Origin of the sequence: Rhodanobacter sp. OR87 (genome assembly GCF_000473345.1) — a bacterium.
In the GTDB taxonomy this organism is placed as follows: Bacteria; Pseudomonadota; Gammaproteobacteria; order Xanthomonadales; family Rhodanobacteraceae; genus Rhodanobacter; species Rhodanobacter denitrificans.
On record NZ_AXBJ01000030.1, the window covers coordinates 1 to 19,007 of the forward strand.

The 19,007-nt window shown below is 67.8% G+C and carries 15 protein-coding genes and 1 pseudogene; 14 read left to right on the plus strand and 2 right to left on the minus strand.

What is annotated here, in order from left to right; genetic code table 11:
• The 14 genes and pseudogenes from RHOOR87_RS19385 to RHOOR87_RS0117020 all read left to right on the plus strand — a co-directional run.
• Nucleotides 1-280, plus strand: a pseudogene (locus RHOOR87_RS19385) (IS4 family transposase); the annotation flags it as partial.
• Between the two features lie 93 nt (nucleotides 281-373).
• Nucleotides 374-1,687, plus strand: a complete 1,314-nt coding sequence (locus tag RHOOR87_RS0116960) for an ABC transporter permease (RefSeq protein ID WP_007507125.1) — start codon at nucleotides 374-376, stop codon at nucleotides 1,685-1,687.
• Nucleotides 1,688-1,772: 85 nt separating this feature from the next.
• Nucleotides 1,773-3,029, plus strand: a complete 1,257-nt coding sequence (locus RHOOR87_RS0116965) for an ABC transporter permease (RefSeq protein ID WP_007507123.1) — start codon at nucleotides 1,773-1,775, stop codon at nucleotides 3,027-3,029.
• Between the two features lie 117 nt (nucleotides 3,030-3,146).
• On the plus strand, nucleotides 3,147-4,454 hold the full coding sequence (locus RHOOR87_RS0116970) for an ABC transporter permease (protein ID WP_007507121.1): 1,308 nt from the start codon (nucleotides 3,147-3,149) through the stop codon (nucleotides 4,452-4,454).
• A gap of 10 nt (nucleotides 4,455-4,464) precedes the next feature.
• Nucleotides 4,465-5,697, plus strand: a complete 1,233-nt coding sequence (locus RHOOR87_RS0116975; RefSeq protein WP_007507119.1) for an FtsX-like permease family protein — start codon at nucleotides 4,465-4,467, stop codon at nucleotides 5,695-5,697.
• Nucleotides 5,698-5,842: 145 nt separating this feature from the next.
• Nucleotides 5,843-7,165: an ABC transporter permease gene (locus RHOOR87_RS0116980; protein WP_007507117.1), complete on the plus strand. Its 1,323-nt coding sequence runs from the start codon at nucleotides 5,843-5,845 to the stop codon at nucleotides 7,163-7,165.
• Between the two features lie 77 nt (nucleotides 7,166-7,242).
• On the plus strand, nucleotides 7,243-8,457 hold the full coding sequence (locus RHOOR87_RS0116985) for an FtsX-like permease family protein (RefSeq protein WP_027485712.1): 1,215 nt from the start codon (nucleotides 7,243-7,245) through the stop codon (nucleotides 8,455-8,457).
• Between the two features lie 74 nt (nucleotides 8,458-8,531).
• Nucleotides 8,532-10,364 (plus strand): DUF885 family protein, encoded by a 1,833-nt coding sequence (locus tag RHOOR87_RS0116990; RefSeq protein ID WP_027485713.1) that lies wholly within the window; start codon nucleotides 8,532-8,534, stop codon nucleotides 10,362-10,364.
• Nucleotides 10,365-10,440: 76 nt separating this feature from the next.
• Complete coding sequence (locus RHOOR87_RS0116995) at nucleotides 10,441-11,790, plus strand: sigma-54 dependent transcriptional regulator (protein ID WP_027485714.1); 1,350 nt, start codon at nucleotides 10,441-10,443, stop codon at nucleotides 11,788-11,790.
• A 79-nt stretch (nucleotides 11,791-11,869) separates the two neighbouring features.
• Nucleotides 11,870-12,196 (plus strand): hypothetical protein, encoded by a 327-nt coding sequence (locus RHOOR87_RS0117000; protein WP_027485715.1) that lies wholly within the window; start codon nucleotides 11,870-11,872, stop codon nucleotides 12,194-12,196.
• Nucleotides 12,197-12,227: 31 nt separating this feature from the next.
• A complete protein-coding gene (locus tag RHOOR87_RS0117005; RefSeq protein ID WP_007507107.1) occupies nucleotides 12,228-13,613 on the plus strand; it encodes an ATP-binding protein in 1,386 nt (461 codons plus the stop codon).
• A gap of 184 nt (nucleotides 13,614-13,797) precedes the next feature.
• Nucleotides 13,798-14,742, plus strand: coding sequence for an SPFH domain-containing protein (locus RHOOR87_RS0117010; RefSeq protein WP_027485716.1), 945 nt, complete (start codon nucleotides 13,798-13,800; stop codon nucleotides 14,740-14,742).
• Between the two features lie 10 nt (nucleotides 14,743-14,752).
• Complete coding sequence (locus RHOOR87_RS0117015) at nucleotides 14,753-15,199, plus strand: NfeD family protein (RefSeq protein WP_007507104.1); 447 nt, start codon at nucleotides 14,753-14,755, stop codon at nucleotides 15,197-15,199.
• Nucleotides 15,196-16,476 (plus strand): threonine/serine exporter family protein, encoded by a 1,281-nt coding sequence (locus tag RHOOR87_RS0117020; protein ID WP_027485717.1) that lies wholly within the window; start codon nucleotides 15,196-15,198, stop codon nucleotides 16,474-16,476. The genes RHOOR87_RS0117015 and RHOOR87_RS0117020 overlap by 4 nt, the downstream gene beginning before the upstream one ends.
• A gap of 175 nt (nucleotides 16,477-16,651) precedes the next feature.
• Here the strand turns inward: RHOOR87_RS0117020 and RHOOR87_RS0117025 are convergent, their stop codons facing one another.
• Nucleotides 16,652-16,975 (minus strand): H-NS histone family protein, encoded by a 324-nt coding sequence (locus RHOOR87_RS0117025; protein WP_007507099.1) that lies wholly within the window; start codon nucleotides 16,973-16,975, stop codon nucleotides 16,652-16,654.
• Between the two features lie 278 nt (nucleotides 16,976-17,253).
• Complete coding sequence (locus RHOOR87_RS0117030) at nucleotides 17,254-18,951, minus strand: proline--tRNA ligase (RefSeq protein ID WP_027485718.1); 1,698 nt, start codon at nucleotides 18,949-18,951, stop codon at nucleotides 17,254-17,256.
• Nucleotides 18,952-19,007 lie beyond the last annotated feature (56 nt).

Consider the following 19,007-nt stretch of genomic DNA (forward strand, 5'->3'; position numbering starts at 1 on the left):
AATCTTTTTCAAATGGATCAAACAGCACCTGCATATCAAGGCATTCTTCGGCACCTCACTCAATGCCGTGAAGACCCAGGTGTGGATCGCCGTTGCGGTCTATGTGCTCATCGCCATCGTGCGCAAGCGCCTGCACCTGAAGGCTTCGCTCTACGAAATTCTACAGATCCTGAGCGTGACGCTATTTGAACAAACCCCATTGGAATGCGCCCTGCAGCAGCAAGAACCACAGAGTTCTACCGGCGACCCTGCTAACCAATTGATTCTCTTCCCCGATTAACCGGACAGTACTGATCTTGACGTCAAAAGCTTTACCCCCTCCCGACCTCCCCCTGCTCTGCAGGGGGAGGAGACAAAACCTGGAGCATTTGGAATGTTCAGCTACTACCTCGAATTGGCCTTGCGCAGCCTGAGGCGCAGTCCCGGCCTGACCGCGCTGATGGTGCTGGCGATCGGCTTCGGCGTGGCCGCGTCGATGACCAGCTGGTCGGTGTTCCGCGCGGTGTCGGGCGACCCGATCCCGTGGAAGTCGTCGCGGCTGTTCGTGCCGCAGATCGACAACTGGGGGCCGAACGGGCGCAGCTCCGACGGCGAGCCGCCGAACGCGATGGACTACGCCGACGCGATGGCGCTGATGCGCGACCATCGCGCCAAGCGGCAGTCGGCGATGTACCAGATCTCGCCGTCGGTGGTGCCGGCGCAGGCCGGCAAGCATCCGCTCAACGTCAGCGGCCACGCGGTCTACGGCGAGTTCTTCCCGATGCTGGACGTACCGTTCAAGTACGGCAGCGGCTGGAGCGCGAGCGACGACCAGGGCCGTGCGCCAGTGGTGGTGATCAGCAGCAAGCTCAACCAGAAGCTGTTCGGCGGCGCCGGCAGCGTGGGCAAGACGGTCAACATCGAGGGCAAGGATTACCGCGTGGTCGGCGTGCTCGACGAGTGGAACCCGCAGCCGCGCTTCTACGACGTGGTCAATACCGGCGGCTTCTCCGTCAACGGCGACGACGTGTTCCTGCCGTTCCTCACCGCCATCCAGGCGGGCCTGTCGAACGACGGCAACACCAACTGCAACGCGGTGCCGAAGGAGTCGGGCTTCGTCGGCCTGCAGCATTCGGAGTGCGTGTGGATCGCCTTCATGGCCGAGCTGGACGCCGGAGCGGAGGCCGCCTACCGCGATTACCTCGAGGGCTACGCGCGCGACCAGCAGCGGGCCGGGCGCTTCGCCTGGGCGCCGAACGGCCGCCTGCGCGACCTGCGCTCGTGGCTGGACAACCAGCATGTGGTACCCAGCGACACCAAGGTCTCGCTGCTGGTGGCGCTGGGCCTGCTGCTGGTATGCCTGGTGAACACGGTGGGCCTGCTGCTGGCGAAGTTCCTGCGCCGCAGCAGCGAGATCGGCGTGCGTCGCGCGTTGGGCGCGCCGCGTGCGGCGATCTACGCGCAGTTCATCACCGAGGCCGGCATCGTCGGCCTGGCCGGCGGCGTGCTGGGCCTGCTGCTCACCGGGGTCGGCGTGGCCAGCGTGGGCTGGGTGCTGCCCAGGGACATCGCCGCGCTGGCGCGGGTGGACGTGTCGCTGCTGCTGCTCACCCTGCTGGTGGCGGTGGTCGCCACCATGCTGGCCGGCCTGTATCCCACTTTCCGTGCCTCGCGCGTACAGCCCGCGTGGCAGCTCAAAAGCAACTAGTGCGCTGTCCCTGCGCAGGAAAGCGGCCATCCATGGCCGCACTTCTCAGGAAAAGCCGGTCCCTTGGATAGCGAAAGGAAACCTCATGAAACTGCATCCCATCCTCGCCGCGCTGCGCAAGCACAAGGCCGGCACCGTGCTGATCGCGCTGCAGATCGCGCTGACCCTGGCGATCGTCTGCAACGCCGTGTTCATCATCGGCCAGCGCATCGAGCGGGTGAACCGGCCCACCGGGCTGGACGAGAGCAACCTGTTCCTGGTCAGCCAGCAATGGGTGGGCGCGCCCAGCGCCGACACGACCGAAGGCGTGGAGAAACTCGACGCGATGCAGCGTGAGGATCTTGCCGCGCTGCGCCAGCTGCCGGACGTGACTTCGGTGGCGCCGATCAACTCGATACCGCTGCTCAACTCCTCCTGGACCGGCTCGGTGTCGCTCAAGCCGGGCGCCCAGCTGGGCGGCAAGGGCAATACCCGCACGGCGTACTACTTCACCGATGAGCAGGCGCTGTCCACGCTGGGGCTGCGCCTGGTGGCCGGCCGCGCCTTCACGGCCGGCGACGTGCAGCATCAGGGCTTCCGCGACCAGCGCGAGCGCCCGGTCGCCATCATCACCAAACAGCTGGCGGACAAGTTGTTCCCGCAGGGCAGCGCGGTCGGCAAGGTGATGTACACCGACGGCAGCAGCGCACCCACCACCGTGGTCGGCGTGGTGGAGCGCCTGCAGATCCCCGCCAGCGGCAGCTGGGGCAACGAGTTCGTGTGGCATTCGACGCTGATCCCGACCCGGCTGGACGCGAACTTCGCGCGCTACGCGGTGCGCACCAAGCCGGGCCGGCTGGATGCGGCGATGCGCGTGGTGGCGCCGACGCTGTACAAGGTGAACCCGCTGCGCGTGCTTGACGACGACAGCGTCAAACCGTTCGACGAGATCCGCGCCAAGGCCTACCAGGCCGACCGCGGCATGGCGGTCCTGATGGGCGTGGTGGCGCTGATCCTGCTCTGCGTCACCGCCGCCGGCATCGTCGGCCTGACCAGCTTCTGGGTCGGCCAGCGCCACCGGCAGATCGGCGTGCGCCGCGCGCTGGGCGCGCGCAAGATCGACATCCTGCGTTATTTCCAGATCGAGAACCTGCTGATCGCCGGTGCCGGCGTGGTGGTCGGCGTGCTGCTGGCGGTAGGCCTGAACCTGTGGCTGATGAGCCACTACGAGATGAGCCGTATCCCGCTGCTTTACGTGCTGACCGGCGTGCTGGCGATGCTGGCGATCGGGCAGGGGGCGGTGTTCGTGCCGGCCCGGCGTGCGTCCAACGTGCCGCCGGTGGAAGCGACGCGGGCGGCGTGACGGGCAAATACCCGCTGGAGCGCACTCTGTACGCGATCGCTCTCGGCATGAAAAGCATTGCGTATGGCGTGCGTTCCCGCGGTCGCGGAAGTGATGGATCCTCACGGAGTGGTACCGATGTTCACCTACTACCTCGACCTGGCCTTGCGCAGCCTGAAACGCAACAGGGCACTCACCGCGCTGATGGTGCTGGCGATCGCGCTGGGCATCGGCGCCAGCATGACCACGCTGACCGTGCTGCACGTGCTGTCTGGCGACCCGCTGCCGGGGCGCAGCGACACGCTGTACTACCCGCAGATCGATGCGCGCGACAACAGCGGCATCATGCCGGGCAAGGAACCGCCGGAGCAGGTTACCGAGATCGACGGCCTCGGCCTGCTGCACGCCGGGCGGGCAGATCGCCAGGCACTGATGACGGGCGGCTCGGTGCCGATCCAGCCGGATTCCGCCGCGATCGATCCGTTCTACGTGGAGGCGCGCTACACCACGGCGGATTTCTTCGCGATGTTCGGCGCGCCGCTTCGTTACGGCCACGGCTGGGACGCGGCCGACGACGTGGCGAAGGCACGCGACGTGGTGATCGGCAGCGAGCTCAACGAGCGCCTGTTCGGTGGCGCCAACAGTGTGGGGCGCACCCTGCATATCGCCGGCAGCCTGTTCCGCATCGTTGGTGTGCTCGGCGACTGGGCACCCAGTCCGCATTTCTACGATCTCAACACCGGTTCCTACGGCTATGCCGAACAGGTGTTCATCCCACTGCAGACGGCGCTGGACCTGCGCGTGGCCCACAACGGCTCCACCGACTGCTGGGGCAACGGCACCGGCGGCGTGGGCAGCATCTACCCGTCGGCGAGTTGCGTGTGGATGCAGTTCTGGGTGCAGCTGGACACGCCGGCCAAGGCGGCCGACTACAAGGAGTTCCTGATCCATTACTCGGAGCAGCAGGAGGCGCTGGGCCGTTTTGTGAAGGCACCGAACGTTCGCCTGCGCAACGTGATGCAGTGGCTGGCTTACCAGCAGGTGGTGCCCGACGACGTACGCCTGCAGACCGGGCTGGCCTTCGGCTTCCTGCTGGTGTGCCTGGTCAACACGGTGGGCCTGATGCTGGCGAAGTTCCTGCGCCGCACCAGTGAGCTCAGCGTGCGGCGCGCGCTGGGTGCCTCGCGCCGCGCGCTGTTCGCGCAGTTGCTGATCGAGTCGGGCGTGGTGGGCCTGGTGGGCGGCGTGGGCGGCCTGCTGCTGGCCTTGCTCGGCCTGTGGGTGGTGCGGCACCGGCCTTCCGACTATGCCGCGCTGGCGCATCTCGACCCCGCCATGCTGCTGACCACCTTCCTGCTGGCACTGGGCGCGAGCCTGCTGGCCGGGCTGCTGCCTGCCTGGCGCGCCTGCCAGGTGGCGCCCGCGCTCCAGCTCAAGAGCAATTGAGGGCACGACGATGGAACTGCGACCGATACTTTCCACGCTGCGACGGCACAAGACCACCGCGGCCTTGCTGATCCTGGAGATCGCGCTGACCTGCGCGATCGTCTGCAACGCGGTGTTCATGATCGGTCACCGGCTGCAGCACATGCGCATGTCCACCGGCATCGACGAGCACGCGCTGGTGCAGGTCCAGCTGGCCGAGATCGCACCGACGCCCGACATCTACGCGCGCGCGCGGGAGGACCTCGCCGTGCTGAAGCAGGTGCCCGGCGTGCAGGCGGTGGCGCTGACCAACCAGTTGCCGCTGCAAGGTTCCTCATCGAACGCCAGCATCAAGCTCGACCCTGCGCAACGCGCGCCCACGCTCAGCGTCGGCACCTACTTCGGCGAAGACATTCCGCAGACCATGGGCACGCGGCTGGTGGCGGGTCGCAACTTGCGGCCGGACGAGACCACCAACGCGGACTTGGTGGTCAAGGCGCTGGCCAGCGGCAACACGAAGGGCTTGCCCGCGGTCACGGTGATCACGCAGGAGCTGGCGCAGCGGCTGTGGCCGGGGCAGAACCCGCTTGGCAAGTCGATCTATGTCACCGACCAGGTGAGCGTGCGGGTGGTCGGCGTACTGGCCGACCTGGTGCGCGCCAACGCCTACAACGATGCCACCGCGCATTACTCGGTCGTCCTGCCGCTATTCATGGGCGCTGGCAAGGACCAGAGCTACGTCATCCGTACCCGTCCGCAGGACCGCGCAACCGTGCTTAAGGTCGCCGTGGCCGCGCTGAAGAAGGCCGATCCGGAGCGGGTGGTGACCACGCAGCGCAGCTACGACGAACTGCGCCAGAAATTCTTCGCCAACGACCGTGCGATGGCCGGCGTCCTGGTCGGCGTGATCCTGGCCCTGCTCACGGTGACCGCGCTGGGTATCGTCGGCCTGGCCAGCTTCTGGGTGGCGCAGCGGCGCCGCACCATCGGCGTGCGCCGCGCGCTGGGCGCCACCCGCGCCGACATCCTGCGTTACTTCCAGACCGAGAACTTCCTGCTCGCCAGCATCGGCATCGCGCTGGGCATGCTGCTGGCCTACGGCATCAACCTGTTCCTGATGCTGCACTACGAATTGCCGCGGCTGCCGGCCATCTATTTCCCGATCGGCGCGGTGACGCTGTGGCTGATCGGGCAGGTGGCGGTGCTGGGCCCGGCGCTGCGTGCGGCGGCGGTGCCGCCGGTGGTGGCGACGCGGAGCGTGTGATGGATCAGGCCTCCCGCAACCGCAGGAGCCTGCTTGCGGGCGATGCTTCTGGTTCGATCCACGCTGCGCATCAGAGCAGGAGCATCGCCCGCGAGCGGGCTCCTGCAAAGGGCGCGGCGATGTTGCCATCTGCAGGAGAGACTTGATGCTCGGTTACTACCTCGACCTCGCGCTGCGCAGCCTGAAGCGCAACAAGGTGCTCACCGCACTGATGGTGCTGGCCATCGCGGTGGGCATCGGCGCCAGCATGACCACGCTGACGGTGATGCATCTGCTCTCGGGCGATCCGCTGCCGGGGCGCAGCGGCACGTTGTTCTATCCGCAGGTGGATCCGGACCCCGACCCGTCGCCCAACCACCAGCCCTACGACATGATGGATTACCGTTCCGCGCAGGAACTGTGGAGTGCCCATCGTGCCGATCGCGAGGCGATGGTGACCAGCAGTCAGCTGCGGCTGACCGTGCCCCAAGTGAACCTGCCGCCGCTGATGGCGCAGATGCTGTCCACGACCAGCGATTTCTTCCCGATGTTCAATGTGCCGTTCCGTTATGGCAGCGGCTGGACCGCACAGGATGATCACAGCCGCGCACGGGTCGCGGTGATCTCCTCGGATCTCAACGACAAGTTGTTCAACGGCGCCGACAGCGTGGGGCGCACGCTGCGGCTGAAGGACTCGGACGTGCGCATCGTCGGCGTGCTGGCGCCGTGGCGGCCCTCGCCGCAGTTCTACGCCGTGGCGGGCGGGCGCTTCTCCAACGGCGACACCGCTGGCTTCTACAACCGGCCCGAGGATGTCTTCGTTCCCTTCCAGAGTTCGCTGGAGATCAACGCCGGTGGCTTCCAGCCGTTCACCTGCTGGAGCATGCCGGGCGATCCGGCGCACCTGCAGACCTCGCCTTGCGTGTGGGTGGCGTTGTGGGCGCAGTTGGACAGTGCTGCCAAGGTCGCCGACTACCGCCGGTTCGTGGCTGGCTACGCGGCGCAGCAGAAGGCGATGGGACGCTTCGCGCATGCAGACAACACGCAGTTACGCAGCCTGATGGGGTGGCTCGACTTCAACCAGGTGGTGCCCAGCGATGTACGCCTGCAGACCTGGCTTGCGCTCGCCTTCCTGCTGATCTGCCTGTTCAACACGGTGGGCCTGCTGCTGGCGAAGTTCCTGCGTCGGGCGGGCGAGATCGGTGTGCGCCGCGCGTTGGGTGCAAGCCGGGCGGCGGTGTTTGCACAATGCCTGGTCGAGGCCGGCCTGATCGGCCTGCTCGGCGGCGTCGGCGGCCTGCTGCTGACCCTGTTCGGCCTGTGGCTGGTGCGCCGCCAGCCGGTGGAGTACGCCGACCTGGTGCATCTGGATACAACGATGTTCCTTACTACCTTCGCACTGGCCATCGCCGCCAGCCTGTTGGCCGGCGTGTTGCCAGCGCTGCGCGCCAGCCGCATGCCGCCCAGCCTGCAACTGAAGACGCTTTAGTGCGCTATCCCTGCGCGTGAAAGCGGCCATCCATGGCCGCACTCATCACAAGAGCACTCGATCCCGGACACTTAATCATGCAGATTCAGCCCGTCCTTGCCGCACTGCGCAAGCATCGCCTCGCCACCATGTTGATCGCGCTGGAGATCGCGCTGGCCTGCGCGGTGCTGTGCAACGCCTGCTTCCTGATCGTCAGCCGCGTGCAGCAAACGCAGGTGAACAGCGGCGTCGACGAGAATGCCCTGGCCGCCCTGAAGTTGACCGGCTATGACCCGGCGCGGGGTGTCGACCTCAACGCGCGCGTGCTCAGCGGCCTAGCCAAGCTTCCCGGCGTGCAGTCGGTGAGCGCAATCAACCAGGTGCCGTTCGGCGACCACGCCGGCACCGCTGGCATCACCACCGATCCGGAGGGCAAGCGCTTCGGCGGCGTGGTGGATTTCTATGTCGGCGGCAGAGGCAGCTTCGAGGCGCTCGGCGTGAGGGTGGTTGCCGGCCGGCTGCCGCAGGCCGACGACTACAAGCCCGTCGATTTCTTCGTGCCGGACGACTCCGTCGTATGGGTGACCCGCGCGCTGGCCGAGCACCTGTGGCCGGGCGCCGACCCGCTCGGCAAGGAGTTCTGGACCGGCAAATTCCACTTTCGGGTGGCCGGCGTGTTGGCGCACTTGGTGCGCCCCTACGGCGGTGAGGGCGGCCCGGGCACGATCGAATGGTCGGTGTACGTGCCCGCGCAGCCGGCCGCCAACCTTGCAGCCGTCTACCTGCTGCGCGCCGACCCAGCCCAGTTGCCGCGGGTGCTGCGCGACGCCCGTGCCGCGATCGCCACCGTCGCGTCCGATGCGGTGCTGGACAGCAAGGCAAGCCAGACCATTGGCAGCCTGCGTGAGAATTACTTCCGGCAGGACCGCGTGATGGCCGGCATCCTGGTCGGCGTGATCGCTGCGCTGCTGCTGGTCACCGCACTGGGCATCGTCGGCCTGGCCAGCTTCTGGGTGCAGCAGCGGCGCCGCCAGATCGGCGTGCGCCGCGCGCTGGGCGCCACCCGCGGCGACATCCTGCGCTACTTCCAGACCGAGAACTTCCTGATCGTCAGCGGCGGCATTGTGCTGGGCATGGCGCTGGCGTTCGTGCTGAACGTGGTGCTGATGCAGCACTACGAATTGCCGCGGCTGCCGATGTACTACCTGCCGATCGGCGCGCTGGCGCTGTGGGCGCTGGGCCAGCTCGCCGTGCTCGGCCCGGCGCTACGCGCGGCGGCGGTGCCGCCGGTGGTGGCGACGCGGTCGGTGTGAGGCCGTGCTGTCTGGCACAGGAGAAAGTCCGGTGCGACGTCCACAATCGCCATGACCAACCTGGAGAAGAGACCATGAAGATCTTGTCGCTGCTGATCTGCACGAGCCTGCTCGGCCCGGCCGCCATCGCTTCGCCGGCCCCGGCAGCTCCGGCGGCGCAAGTGGCGACGGCCGACGTGGCCGCGCGGGTGAAGGCGCTGAACGCGCTGCTGGCCGAGCAGTGGCAGCACACCCTGCGCAATGCGCCAGAGTTCGCCACCATCCTCGGCGACCTGCGCTACAACGACCGCTGGAGCGATGCCTCGCTCGAACACGCGAGGGCCGAATACAAGGTCAACCAGGACTTCCTGCGGCGTTTCGAGGCGATCGACACCCGCGGCTTCCCCGACAGCGACAAGCTCAACCAGCAACTGATGGTGCGCCAGCTGAAGGATGGCCTGCGCGCCTACGATCTGAAACTCAACGAGATGCCGCTGGAGCAGATGAGCGGCGCGCACCTGCAGCTGGCCGGCTTCGTCAGCTCGATCCCGTTCAACAGCACCAGGGAATACGAGGACTACCTGGCGCGCCTGCATGCGATCCCGAAGCTGCTCGACCAGGTCACCGCGGTCGCGCGGCAGGGCCTGCGCGACGGCATGATGCCGCCGCGCTACCTGCTGGAGAAAGTGGTCACGCAGATCGACAGCATCGCCAAACCGGCCGGCGTGGACAGCGCGTTCGGCCAGCCGCTCAAGCATTTTCCGGCCAGCGTGGCGCCGGCCGACCGGCAGCGCCTGCGCGAGGCGATCGTGGCCGCGATCGACCACGAGGTACGCCCGGCCTACCGCAAGCTCGGTCAGTTCGTGGCGAAGGACTACGCGCCGCACGGGCGCAGCCAGCCCGGCGTGTGGCAGCTGCCGAACGGCGAGGCGATCTACCGCTACCAGGTGGAGCAGATGACCACCACGCGGGAAAGCCCGCAGCACATCCACGAGCTGGGCCTGGCCGAGGTCAAGCGCATCGAGGCGGAAATGACCGCGATCGCGAAGGCCCAGGGCTACCCGGACCTGGCCAGTTTCCGCGCGGCGCTGAGGAAGGATCCGAACGTGCATCCGACTTCGCGCGAGGACATCCTGAACCGTTATCGCGGTTTCATCGCGCAGATGCAGCCGCAGCTGCCGAAGCTGTTCGGCCTGCTGCCGAAGACCCGGGTCGAGGTGCTCCCGGTGGAGGCCTATCGGGAAAAGGAGGCGCCCGGCGCCGAATACCACCAGGGCACGCCGGACGGTTCGCGGCCGGGGCAGGTCTACGTCAACACCGGCGACTATGCGAACCGCACCACCTTGTCGATCGAGTCGACCGCCTATCACGAGGCGATCCCCGGCCATCACATGCAGATCTCGATCGCGCAGACGCTGCCGGCGCTGCCGCCGTTCCGCCAGCAGGCCGGCTACACCGCCTATATCGAGGGCTGGGCGCTGTACGCCGAACGCCTGGGCAAGGACATCGGCTTCTACAAGGATCCGCTGTCCGACTACGGCCGCCTTGCCGACGAGCTGCTGCGCGCCGATCGCCTCGTGCTCGACACCGGCGTGCACTACAAGCACTGGACGCGCCAGCAGATGGTGGATTTCTTCCGCGCCCATTCCAGCGAGGACGAGCCCAGCATCCAGGCCGAGACCGACCGCTACGTCACCTGGCCGGGCCAGGCGCTGGCCTACAAGATGGGCCAGTTGAAGATCCTCGCGCTGCGCGAGCGGGCGAGGCAGGAACTGGGCGACCGCTTCGACATCCGCGCGTTCCATGACGAGATCCTCGGCGGCGGCGCGCTGCCGCTGGACGTGCTGGAGGCACGCACGGATGCCTGGATCGCGGCGGTGAAGGCCGGCAAGGCGCCGGCACGCCCGGCGCCGGTGGCGGCAGGATAAGCGCTCGCCATGGCCCGTTAGTCATGGCAACCTTCCGGCAGGGAGCGGCATCCATGACCGCATGTGCAGAAAGAAGATGACCCGTACTGTCCTGATCATCGACGACAACCCGGCCGTGGGCGAGGCGCTGTCGCTGGCGCTGTCGCTGCACGAGATCCGTGCGCTGGTCGCGCTGACCCCCGACGCAGGGCTGGCGCTGCTGCAGCGCGAGGCGGTGGACGTGGTGATCCAGGACATGAACTTCACTGCCGACACCACCTCGGGCGAGGAGGGCGTGGCGCTGTTCCGGGCGATCCGCGAGCGCCATCCGGACCTGCCGGTGATCCTGCTGACCGCATGGACGCACCTGGAAACCGCGGTGGAGCTGGTCAAGGCCGGCGCCGCCGACTACCTGGCCAAGCCGTGGGACGACAACAAGCTGCTGGCCACGGTGGAGAACCTGCTGGAGCTGTCCGAATCCACCCGCGAGGTGAGCCGCAGCCGGCGCGAGCGGCGCCAGCGGCGCGAGCAGCTGCAGCGCAAGTACGAACTGGACGGCCTGGTGTTCGCCTCCGAGGCGATGGCGCGCACGCTGGACCTGGCCTGCCAGATCGCCCGCTCCGACGTGCCCGTGCTGATCACCGGCCCGAACGGCACCGGCAAGGAGCGCATCGCGGCGATCGTGCACGCGAACTCGGCGGTGAAGCGCGGCCCGTTCGTGGCGGTGAACTGCGGCGCGCTGCCGGGCGAGTTGATCGAGGCCGAGCTGTTCGGCGCCGAGGCCGGCGCGTACACCGGCGCGAACAAGGCGCGCGAGGGCCGCTTCGAGCTGGCCGACGGCGGCACGCTGTTCCTGGACGAGATCGGCAACCTGCCGCTGCCCGGCCAGATGAAGCTGTTGCGCGTGCTCGAGACCGGCCAGTTCGAGCGGCTCGGCTCCGGTCGCACGCGCCATGCCAAGGTGCGCGTGCTGTCGGCAACGAATGCCGACCTCAAGGCGATGATCCAGGTCGGCACGTTCCGCGAGGATTTGTACTACCGGCTCAACGTGATCGAGGTGAACCTGCCGCCGCTGGCCGAGCGCAACGACGACATCCTGCCGCTGGCCGAGTTCTTCCTGGACGGCCGCGCCGAACTCGGCGACGCCGCGCGCGAGGCGCTGCTGGCCTACCCGTGGCCGGGCAACGTGCGCGAGCTGAAGAATGCGATCGAACGCGCCGCGCTGCTGGCCGGCGGCCAGCCGATCACCCCCGAGCTGCTGAACCTGCCGCAGCACGCGGCGGCCGCGCCGGCGGCGCGCAACCTGGACGAGCCCAGCCGCGAGGCGGTGGAGAGCGCGTTGCACAAGGCTGACGGCGTGGTCAGCCGCGCCGCGCAAAGCCTGGGCCTGTCGCGCCAGGCGCTGTACCGGCGGATGGAGCGCTACGGCCTGGTCACCACGGCGTGAGCGAACTGTGACGGCGATGCTTGTCCCCGACCCCGAAGGCGTAGAAAGATGAGTGCATGCATCCAGCAGGGGAGGTGCCATGCGATATCGCCGGATCATGCTTGTTGCCGCCTGGCTGACAGCCGGGCCGGCGCTGGCGCAGGCACCGTCGGACGCCCGCGAGGCGTGGGCATGGCGGCCTCCCGCCGCCGCTGCGGTCGAGTACCGGCTCGGTTCGCCGACCGTGTTGGCGAACGCGGGGAGCAGCCCGTTCCGCTTCAGCGATGGCCGCGAGCGCGACTTGGTGAACAAGCCGCCGCCGCGTCCGATGGACCGGGCTGCCGTGCTCGGCACCGAGCGCGGCTGGGTCGGCGGGCGCCCGCCGCTCGATTGCGCGATGACCCCGCTGGACGCCAGGTGCCACTGAGCCGGCTTTTTCCCGCCGGGGAGAACAGCCGATGTGGCGTCGCCTGAATTCGCTGCAGGGGCGCCTGACCTTTTTGCTGGCGGTGGCCGGCCTGGCCGGCGCGCTGGTCTATGCCGGCGTCACCCAGTGGCCGCTGCCGCAGTTGCTGCTGTGGCTGCGCAAGGACCTGGCGCTGTCGATCCGCGCGCCGATGCAGCTGGGCATCTACGGCGGCCTGCTGGCCAGCGTGGTGGTCCTGCTGCCGCTGTCGTTCTGGCTGGCCGGCCGGGTGATGGCGCCGGTGAGCCGGCTGCTGCGCGCGCTGGAAGGCGCGGTGGCCAGCTACCGCGACGGCGATTTCAGCTTCTCGATCGCCGTGAACCGGCGCGACGAGCTGGGCGAGCTGATCCGCATGCACAACGCGCTGGGGCATACCTTGCGCGAGCAACGCCAGCATCTGGTGCAGCGCGAGCTGCTGCTGGACACGGTGGTGCAGAACACTCCGGTGGCGCTGGTGCTGACCGATGCGATCGGCAAGGTGGCTTATGCCAACATCGCTTCACGGCACCTGTTCAACGAGGGCCGCAGCCTGGTCGGGCTGGATTTTGCCGAGCTGCTGGCCGAGGCGCCCGAGGCGCTGCGCAAGGCGGTGGAGAGCGGCGAGGATGCCCTGCTCAGCGTGGAGATGGACGGCAGCGAGGAAACCTTCCATCTGTCGCAGCGCGCGTTCCGCCTGCAGGGCCGGCCACACCGGCTGCACCTGTTCCGGCGCATGACGCGCGAGCTGTCGCGGCAGGAGGTGGCGACCTGGAAGCGGGTGATCCGGGTGATCAGCCACGAGCTCAACAACTCGCTGGCGCCGATCACCTCGCTGGCGCACTCCGGCGCGGAACTGGCCCGCCGCGGCCAGCTCGATCGGCTGCCCGGCGTGTTCGCCACCATCGGCGAGCGCGCGCTGCACCTGCACCGCTTCATCGCCGGCTATGCCAGTTTCGCCAAGCTGCCCACGCCGCAACCGGTGGACGTCGCATGGCAGCCGTTCCTGGACGGGCTGGCGCTGCATTGCCAGTACCGCCTGGCGACGCCGATGCCGGATCGACCGGGGCATTTCGATGCGGTGCAGATCGAGCAGGTGCTGATCAACCTGATCAAGAACGCGCACGAGTCGGGCGGCCCGGACGACGAGGTTACGCTGTCGATCCTGGAAGTCGGCAGCGAACTGCGCATCGAGGTGGCCGACCGCGGCCCCGGCATGAGCGAGACGGTGCTGGCCCAGGCACTGCTGCCGTTCTATTCGACCAAGCGCTCCGGCACCGGGCTGGGGCTGGCATTGGCGCGCGAGATCACCGAGGCGCACGGCGGCCGCGTGCTGCTGGCCAACCGCGAAGGCGGCGGCCTGCGGGTGAGCCTGCGCCTGCCGCAGACGGCGGCGCGCTAGGGAAGGTCTGAACAAGCCGTCATCCTAGCGAAAGCTGGGAACCAGCGCCTCAGCAACTCCGTGAAGACACTGGATTCCAGCTTTCGCTGGAATGACGAGCAAAGGCTTGTTCAAGCATTTCCTGGCGCTCGAAGCGGCACGGCCTCGCCTATACTCAAGTCTTCTTCAGGACAAGGGGTGGGCAATGGGACAGCTTCTCGCGTTGGTCATCGTGGCCGTCGTCGTCATCGGCGTGGCCAAGCTGGTGCGCATCGTGCCGCAAGGCTACGAATGGACGGTGGAAACGTTCGGCAAGTACACCCGCACGCTGAGTCCGGGGCTGCATTTCCTGATCCCGATCTACCAAGCGGTCGGGCGCAAGATCAACATGATGGAACAGGTGCTGGACGTGCCCAGCCAGGATGTGATCACCAAGGACAACGCGGTGGTGCGCGTGGACGGCGTGGTGTTCTACCAGGTGCTGGACGCGTCCAAGGCGGCGTATGAGGTGTCCAACCTGGAGCAGGCCTCGCTGGCGCTGGTGATGACCAACATCCGCACGGTGCTCGGCTCGATGGATCTGGACGAAAGCCTGAGCCAGCGCGACGCGATCAACGCCAAGCTGCTCAAGGTGGTCGACGAGGCGACCCATCCATGGGGCGTCAAGGTCAACCGCATCGAGATCAAGGACATCGCGCCGCCGCGCGACCTGATCGACGCGATGGCGCGGCAGATGAAGGCCGAGCGCGAGAAGCGCGCGAACATCCTCGACGCCGAAGGCTTCCGCCAGGCGGCGATCCTCAAGGCCGAGGGCGAGAAGCAGTCGGTGATCCTGGCCGCCGAAGGCGAGAAGGAGGCCGCGTTCCGCACGGCCGAGGCGCGCGAGCGTTCGGCCGAGGCCGAGGCGAAGGCGACCACGATGGTGTCCGACGCGATCGCCAACGGCAACGTCAACGCCTTGAACTACTTCGTTGCCAACAACTACGTCGAGGCGCTGAAGGCGATGGCCGCCTCGCCGAACCAGAAGATGCTGCTGCTGCCGATCGAGGCCACCGGCATCCTCGGCTCGCTGGCCGGCATCGCCGAGCTGGCCAGGGAATCGCTCGGCCAGCAGCAGAAGCCGGCGGCGATCCAGCCGCCGCTGCGCTGAGGACACGGCGATGTGGGAGCTTTCGACGCATTACCTGTGGTGGATCCTGGCGTTGCTGCTGATCGCCGGCGAGTTGCTGCTGCCCGGCTATTTCCTGCTGTGGATCGGCCTGGCGGCCGCCGCGATGGGTGTGGTGCTGTGGGTCGATCCGACGCTGGGCCTGCTGGCGCAGGCGATTCTGTTCGGCCTGCTCGCGTTTGCCGCGTGCGTCGGTTACGCGCGCTGGCTGCGGCCGCGGCTGGAACGCCGCGCGCCCGGTGGCGAACGGCTGAACCGTCGCGCCGAGCAGTTGATCGGGCAGCGCTACGAGCTGGTCGAGCCGATCGTCAACGGCCGCGGCAAGGCCCGCGTGGGTGACGGCCAGTGGCTGGTCAGCGGGCCGGACCTGCCGCTGGGCACCACGGTGGAGGTCGTCGCGGTGGAAGGCACCACGCTGCAGGTGCGCGCCGCGGCATGAGCGCGGGCGACGCCATCAGTCCGCAGCAGTTCGCCACCACCGCGCCGGCCACGCGCATCGCGTTCGTGCTGGAACTGGCGCGGCGGTTGCACCAGTACGGCACCTCGGCGCCGCGGCTGGAAATGGCCATTGCCGGCGCGGCGCAGCGGCTGGGGCTGTCCGCCGACGTCTGGTCCAGCCCCACCGCGATCATCATCTCGTTCGCCGACCTGGCCCAGGGCGAGGAAGGCGTGGCGCAGACCACCCAGGTGATGCGGCTGGCGCCGGGCGAGGTGAACCTGGAGCGGCTGTGTCAGGCCGACGACATCGCCGACCGCGCGATCGCCGGCGAGCTGGGCCTGCGCGAGGGTTTCCGCCGGCTGCGCAAACTGGGCCGGCCCGACACGCGGCGCGAGAAGATCGGCTCGATCGCCAGCTACGGCCTGTCCGCGGCCAGCATCGCGGCGCTGTTCCTGCACAGTTCCTGGGTGGACCTGGTGGTGGCCGGCGTGATCGGTGCGGTCATCGGCTGCATCACCCTGCTCGCGGCCAGCCGGCCGCGGCTGGCGGTGGCCAGCGACGCGATCTGCGCGCTGGTGGCGACCACGGTGGCGATCGTGGTGAGCGCGTTCGTGGTGCCGCTGGCGATCAAGTCGGTGGTGCTGGCCAGCCTGATCATCCTGGTGCCGGGCATGTCGCTGACCAATGCCGTGCGCGAGATTTCCAGCGGGCACCTGGTGTCCGGCATGGCGCGCATGGGCGGCGCCATGTCGACCCTGCTCAAGCTCACCTTCGGCACCATCGCGGCGACCCAGTTGTGCGCCGCGGTGGGCATCACGGCGCGCGATTTCGCGCTGCCGGCGTTGCCGACCTGGACCGATTACCCGGCCCTGCTGGTCGCGGCGATCGCGTTCGCCATCCTGTTCCGCGCGGCCCGACGCGACTGGCCGGTGGTGATCGTGGCAGTGGTGGTGGGCTACCTGGCCACGCGCTGGGGTGGGGCGATCTCCGGCTCGCTGCCGGGCGCGCCGGTGGGCGTGTTCCTGGGCGGCTTGCTGCTGGGCGCGCTGGCGAACGTCTACGCGCGCTTCGCGCATCGCCCGGGCGCGGTCATCCGCGAGCCGGGCATCCTGCTGCTGGTGCCGGGCAGCGTGGGCTTTCGCAGCGTGTCGTTCCTGCTCGAGCGCGATGCCACGCTGAGCCTGGACACCGGTGTGCTGCTGGTGACCCTGCTGGTCTCGCTGGTGGCGGGGCTGATGTTCGGCGACCTGCTGGTTTCGCCGCGCCGGTCGCTGTAGGAGCGCACCCTGTCCACGAGGGCCTTCCTTCGGTCGTGCGCGATGCCTTTTGCCACGTCAACGAAAAGCATCGCGCACAGGCTGCGCTCCTGCAAAAACGGCCGGCCATGCCGCGGGAGCCCGCACAAAAAACGCCGGCGCAAGGCCGGCGTTTTCTTGTGCGGACGACGGGCAATCAGATCGCCAGATCCTTTTCCTTCTTGCCGGCCTTCAGCGCATCGTTGAACCAGTGCGGGCGCTTGCCGCGGCCGGACCAGGTCTGCGCGGGGTTGGCCGGGTTGCGATATTTCGGCGGAACCGTTCCGGTGCTGCGCTTGGCCTTGCCGCGCGTGCTGCCGAAGATGTCTTCGAAGGCGTAACCCTCGGCCTTGATCAGTGCATGCACTTTCTCGCGCAGCTTGACGACCTTTTCCTTGCGCAGTTCATTCTGGCGCAACTGGGCCTTGCTGATCAGGTCGTTGAGCTGGCTGTGATTGAGGTTCTTGATATCGACGGCCATGACGGACTCCCGGTAAGTGTCGGCAATAAAAAACAGGGTGCTGGTCGGGCTATTATCGATAGCGGTGCCCGGCAGGTGGAATCGGCTGCAGTGGCGATTCTCGCTTATTTGCGGAATATTTGTAAAGCGAACGGCGTCACGTGAAATGCGTATTCACATTATCGCCAGTTAATGGCGTGGCGGGTTTTGAATTAGCCGGTTCGCCTGATTCAGGCATCGGCCTGGCAAAGCAACGGCCGCACTGGGGCGGCCGTTGCAGTTAATGCCGGGAGGCGGTTTCAGCCGAGCAGGGCAAGCAACTCGTCCTCGGTCAGGGAGCGGCTTTCGCTGTTGCCGCGGGCGCGGTATTCCAGTGTGCCCGCGGCGAGCCCGCGCTCGCTGACCACCACGCGGTGCGGGATGCCGATCAGCTCCATGTCGGCGAACATGCTGCCGGCGCGCACGCCGCGGTCGTCCAGCAAGGCTTCGATGCCGCGCTGGCGCAGCGCCTGGTACAGCGCTTCGGCGGCCGCGCTGACGGCGGGCGCGTTTTTCGGATTGATCACGCATACCGCCACGCGCCACGGCGCCATGGCTTCCGGCCAGAGGATGCCGGCCTCGTCGTGACGCTGCTCGATCGCGGCGGCGACGATGCGACTGACGCCGATGCCGTAGCAGCCCATGGTCATCACCTGCGGCTTGCCGGTTTCGTCCACCACGGTGGCGCCGAGCGCCTCGGCGTACTTCGTACCCAGCTGGAACACGTGGCCGACCTCGATGCCACGGGCGATGTGCAGCACGCCGCTGCCGTCGGGCGACAGGTCGCCTTCGACCACGTTGCGCAGGTCGGCGACGCGGGTGATGCGCGCGTCGCGCTCCCAGTTCGCGCCGGTGCAGTGCGTACGGTCGACGTTGCCGCCGCAGACGAAGTCGGCGAGCACGGCCGCGTCACGATCGACGATCACCGGGATCGATGCCGGCAGGCCGACCGGGCCGATGAAGCCGGGCCGCGTGCCGGTGGCGGCGAGGATTTCATCCTCGCTGGCGAGCACCGACTCGCCCGGCAGCTCGGCCAGCTTGCCGGCCTTGACCTCGTTGATCTCGTGGTCGCCGCGCAGGCACAACGCGACCAGGCCGTCGCGGCCACGTACCAGCAGGGTTTTCACGCATTGCCGCGGGCTGACCTGGAGGAAGCCGGCGATGTCCTCGATGGTCTTCTGGGTGGGCGTGTCGACCCGCTGCAGGGCGGCGGCCGGGACGGGGCGTTCCACGGTCGGCACCAGTGCCTCGGCCTTTTCCAGATTCGCGGCGTAATCGGAGCCGTCGGAAAACGCGATCGCATCCTCGCCGGAATCGGCCAGCACCTGGAATTCGTGGCTGGCATTGCCGCCGATCGCACCGGTATCGGCCTGCACCGCGCGGAAGGTCAATCCCAGACGGGTGAAAATGCGCACATAAGCCTGGTACATCGCCGCGTAGGTTTCGGCCAGCGAATCCTGAGTCAGGTGGAACGAATAAGCGTCCTTCATCAGGAATTCGCGCGCGCGCATCACGCCGAAACGGGGGCGGATCTCATCGCGGAACTTGGTCTGGATCTGGTAGAAGTTGACCGGCAGTTGCTTGTAGCTTTTCAGCTCGTTGCGGGCAAAGTCGGTAACCACTTCCTCGTGGGTCGGGCCGTAGCAGAATTCCTGGCCCTTGCGGTCCTTGATTTTCAGCAACTGGCCGCCGAATTTCTCCCAGCGGCCGGTTTCTTCCCACAATTCCCTCGGCTGCACCGACGGCATCAGCATTTCGATCGCGCCGGCGCGGTCCATTTCCTCGCGCACGATGGTTTCCACCTTGCGCAGCACGCGCAGGCCCAGCGGGCTCCAGGTGTACAGGCCGGAGGCCAGCTTGCGGATCATGCCGGCGCGCAACATCAGCCGGTGACTGGCGATTTCGGCGTCGGCAGGGACTTCCTTGACGGTGGCCAGGTGGAATTGGCTGAGGCGCATGCGGCTGGTTCCGGCGTGATGAAGACGTCCATTGTAGCGGCCTGCCGGTGCTGTCG

Excerpts from the sequence above, each read along its gene's own strand:
- RHOOR87_RS0116990 (WP_027485713.1), top strand. The coding sequence starts at position 8,532 with ATGAAGATCTTGTCGCTGCTGATCTGCACGAGCCTGCTCGGCCCGGCC.
- RHOOR87_RS0117015 (WP_007507104.1), top strand. The coding sequence starts at position 14,753 with ATGTGGGAGCTTTCGACGCATTACCTGTGGTGGATCCTGGCGTTGCTG.
- RHOOR87_RS0117020 (WP_027485717.1), top strand. The coding sequence starts at position 15,196 with ATGAGCGCGGGCGACGCCATCAGTCCGCAGCAGTTCGCCACCACCGCG.
- RHOOR87_RS0116980 (WP_007507117.1), top strand. The coding sequence starts at position 5,843 with ATGCTCGGTTACTACCTCGACCTCGCGCTGCGCAGCCTGAAGCGCAAC.
- RHOOR87_RS0117030 (WP_027485718.1), bottom strand. The coding sequence starts at position 18,951 with ATGCGCCTCAGCCAATTCCACCTGGCCACCGTCAAGGAAGTCCCTGCC.
- RHOOR87_RS0116965 (WP_007507123.1), top strand. The coding sequence starts at position 1,773 with ATGAAACTGCATCCCATCCTCGCCGCGCTGCGCAAGCACAAGGCCGGC.
- RHOOR87_RS0116975 (WP_007507119.1), top strand. The coding sequence starts at position 4,465 with ATGGAACTGCGACCGATACTTTCCACGCTGCGACGGCACAAGACCACC.
- RHOOR87_RS0117010 (WP_027485716.1), top strand. The coding sequence starts at position 13,798 with ATGGGACAGCTTCTCGCGTTGGTCATCGTGGCCGTCGTCGTCATCGGC.
- RHOOR87_RS0117005 (WP_007507107.1), top strand. The coding sequence starts at position 12,228 with ATGTGGCGTCGCCTGAATTCGCTGCAGGGGCGCCTGACCTTTTTGCTG.
- RHOOR87_RS0116960 (WP_007507125.1), top strand. The coding sequence starts at position 374 with ATGTTCAGCTACTACCTCGAATTGGCCTTGCGCAGCCTGAGGCGCAGT.
- RHOOR87_RS0117025 (WP_007507099.1), bottom strand. The coding sequence starts at position 16,975 with ATGGCCGTCGATATCAAGAACCTCAATCACAGCCAGCTCAACGACCTG.
- RHOOR87_RS0117000 (WP_027485715.1), top strand. The coding sequence starts at position 11,870 with ATGCGATATCGCCGGATCATGCTTGTTGCCGCCTGGCTGACAGCCGGG.
- RHOOR87_RS0116985 (WP_027485712.1), top strand. The coding sequence starts at position 7,243 with ATGCAGATTCAGCCCGTCCTTGCCGCACTGCGCAAGCATCGCCTCGCC.
- RHOOR87_RS0116995 (WP_027485714.1), top strand. The coding sequence starts at position 10,441 with ATGACCCGTACTGTCCTGATCATCGACGACAACCCGGCCGTGGGCGAG.
- RHOOR87_RS0116970 (WP_007507121.1), top strand. The coding sequence starts at position 3,147 with ATGTTCACCTACTACCTCGACCTGGCCTTGCGCAGCCTGAAACGCAAC.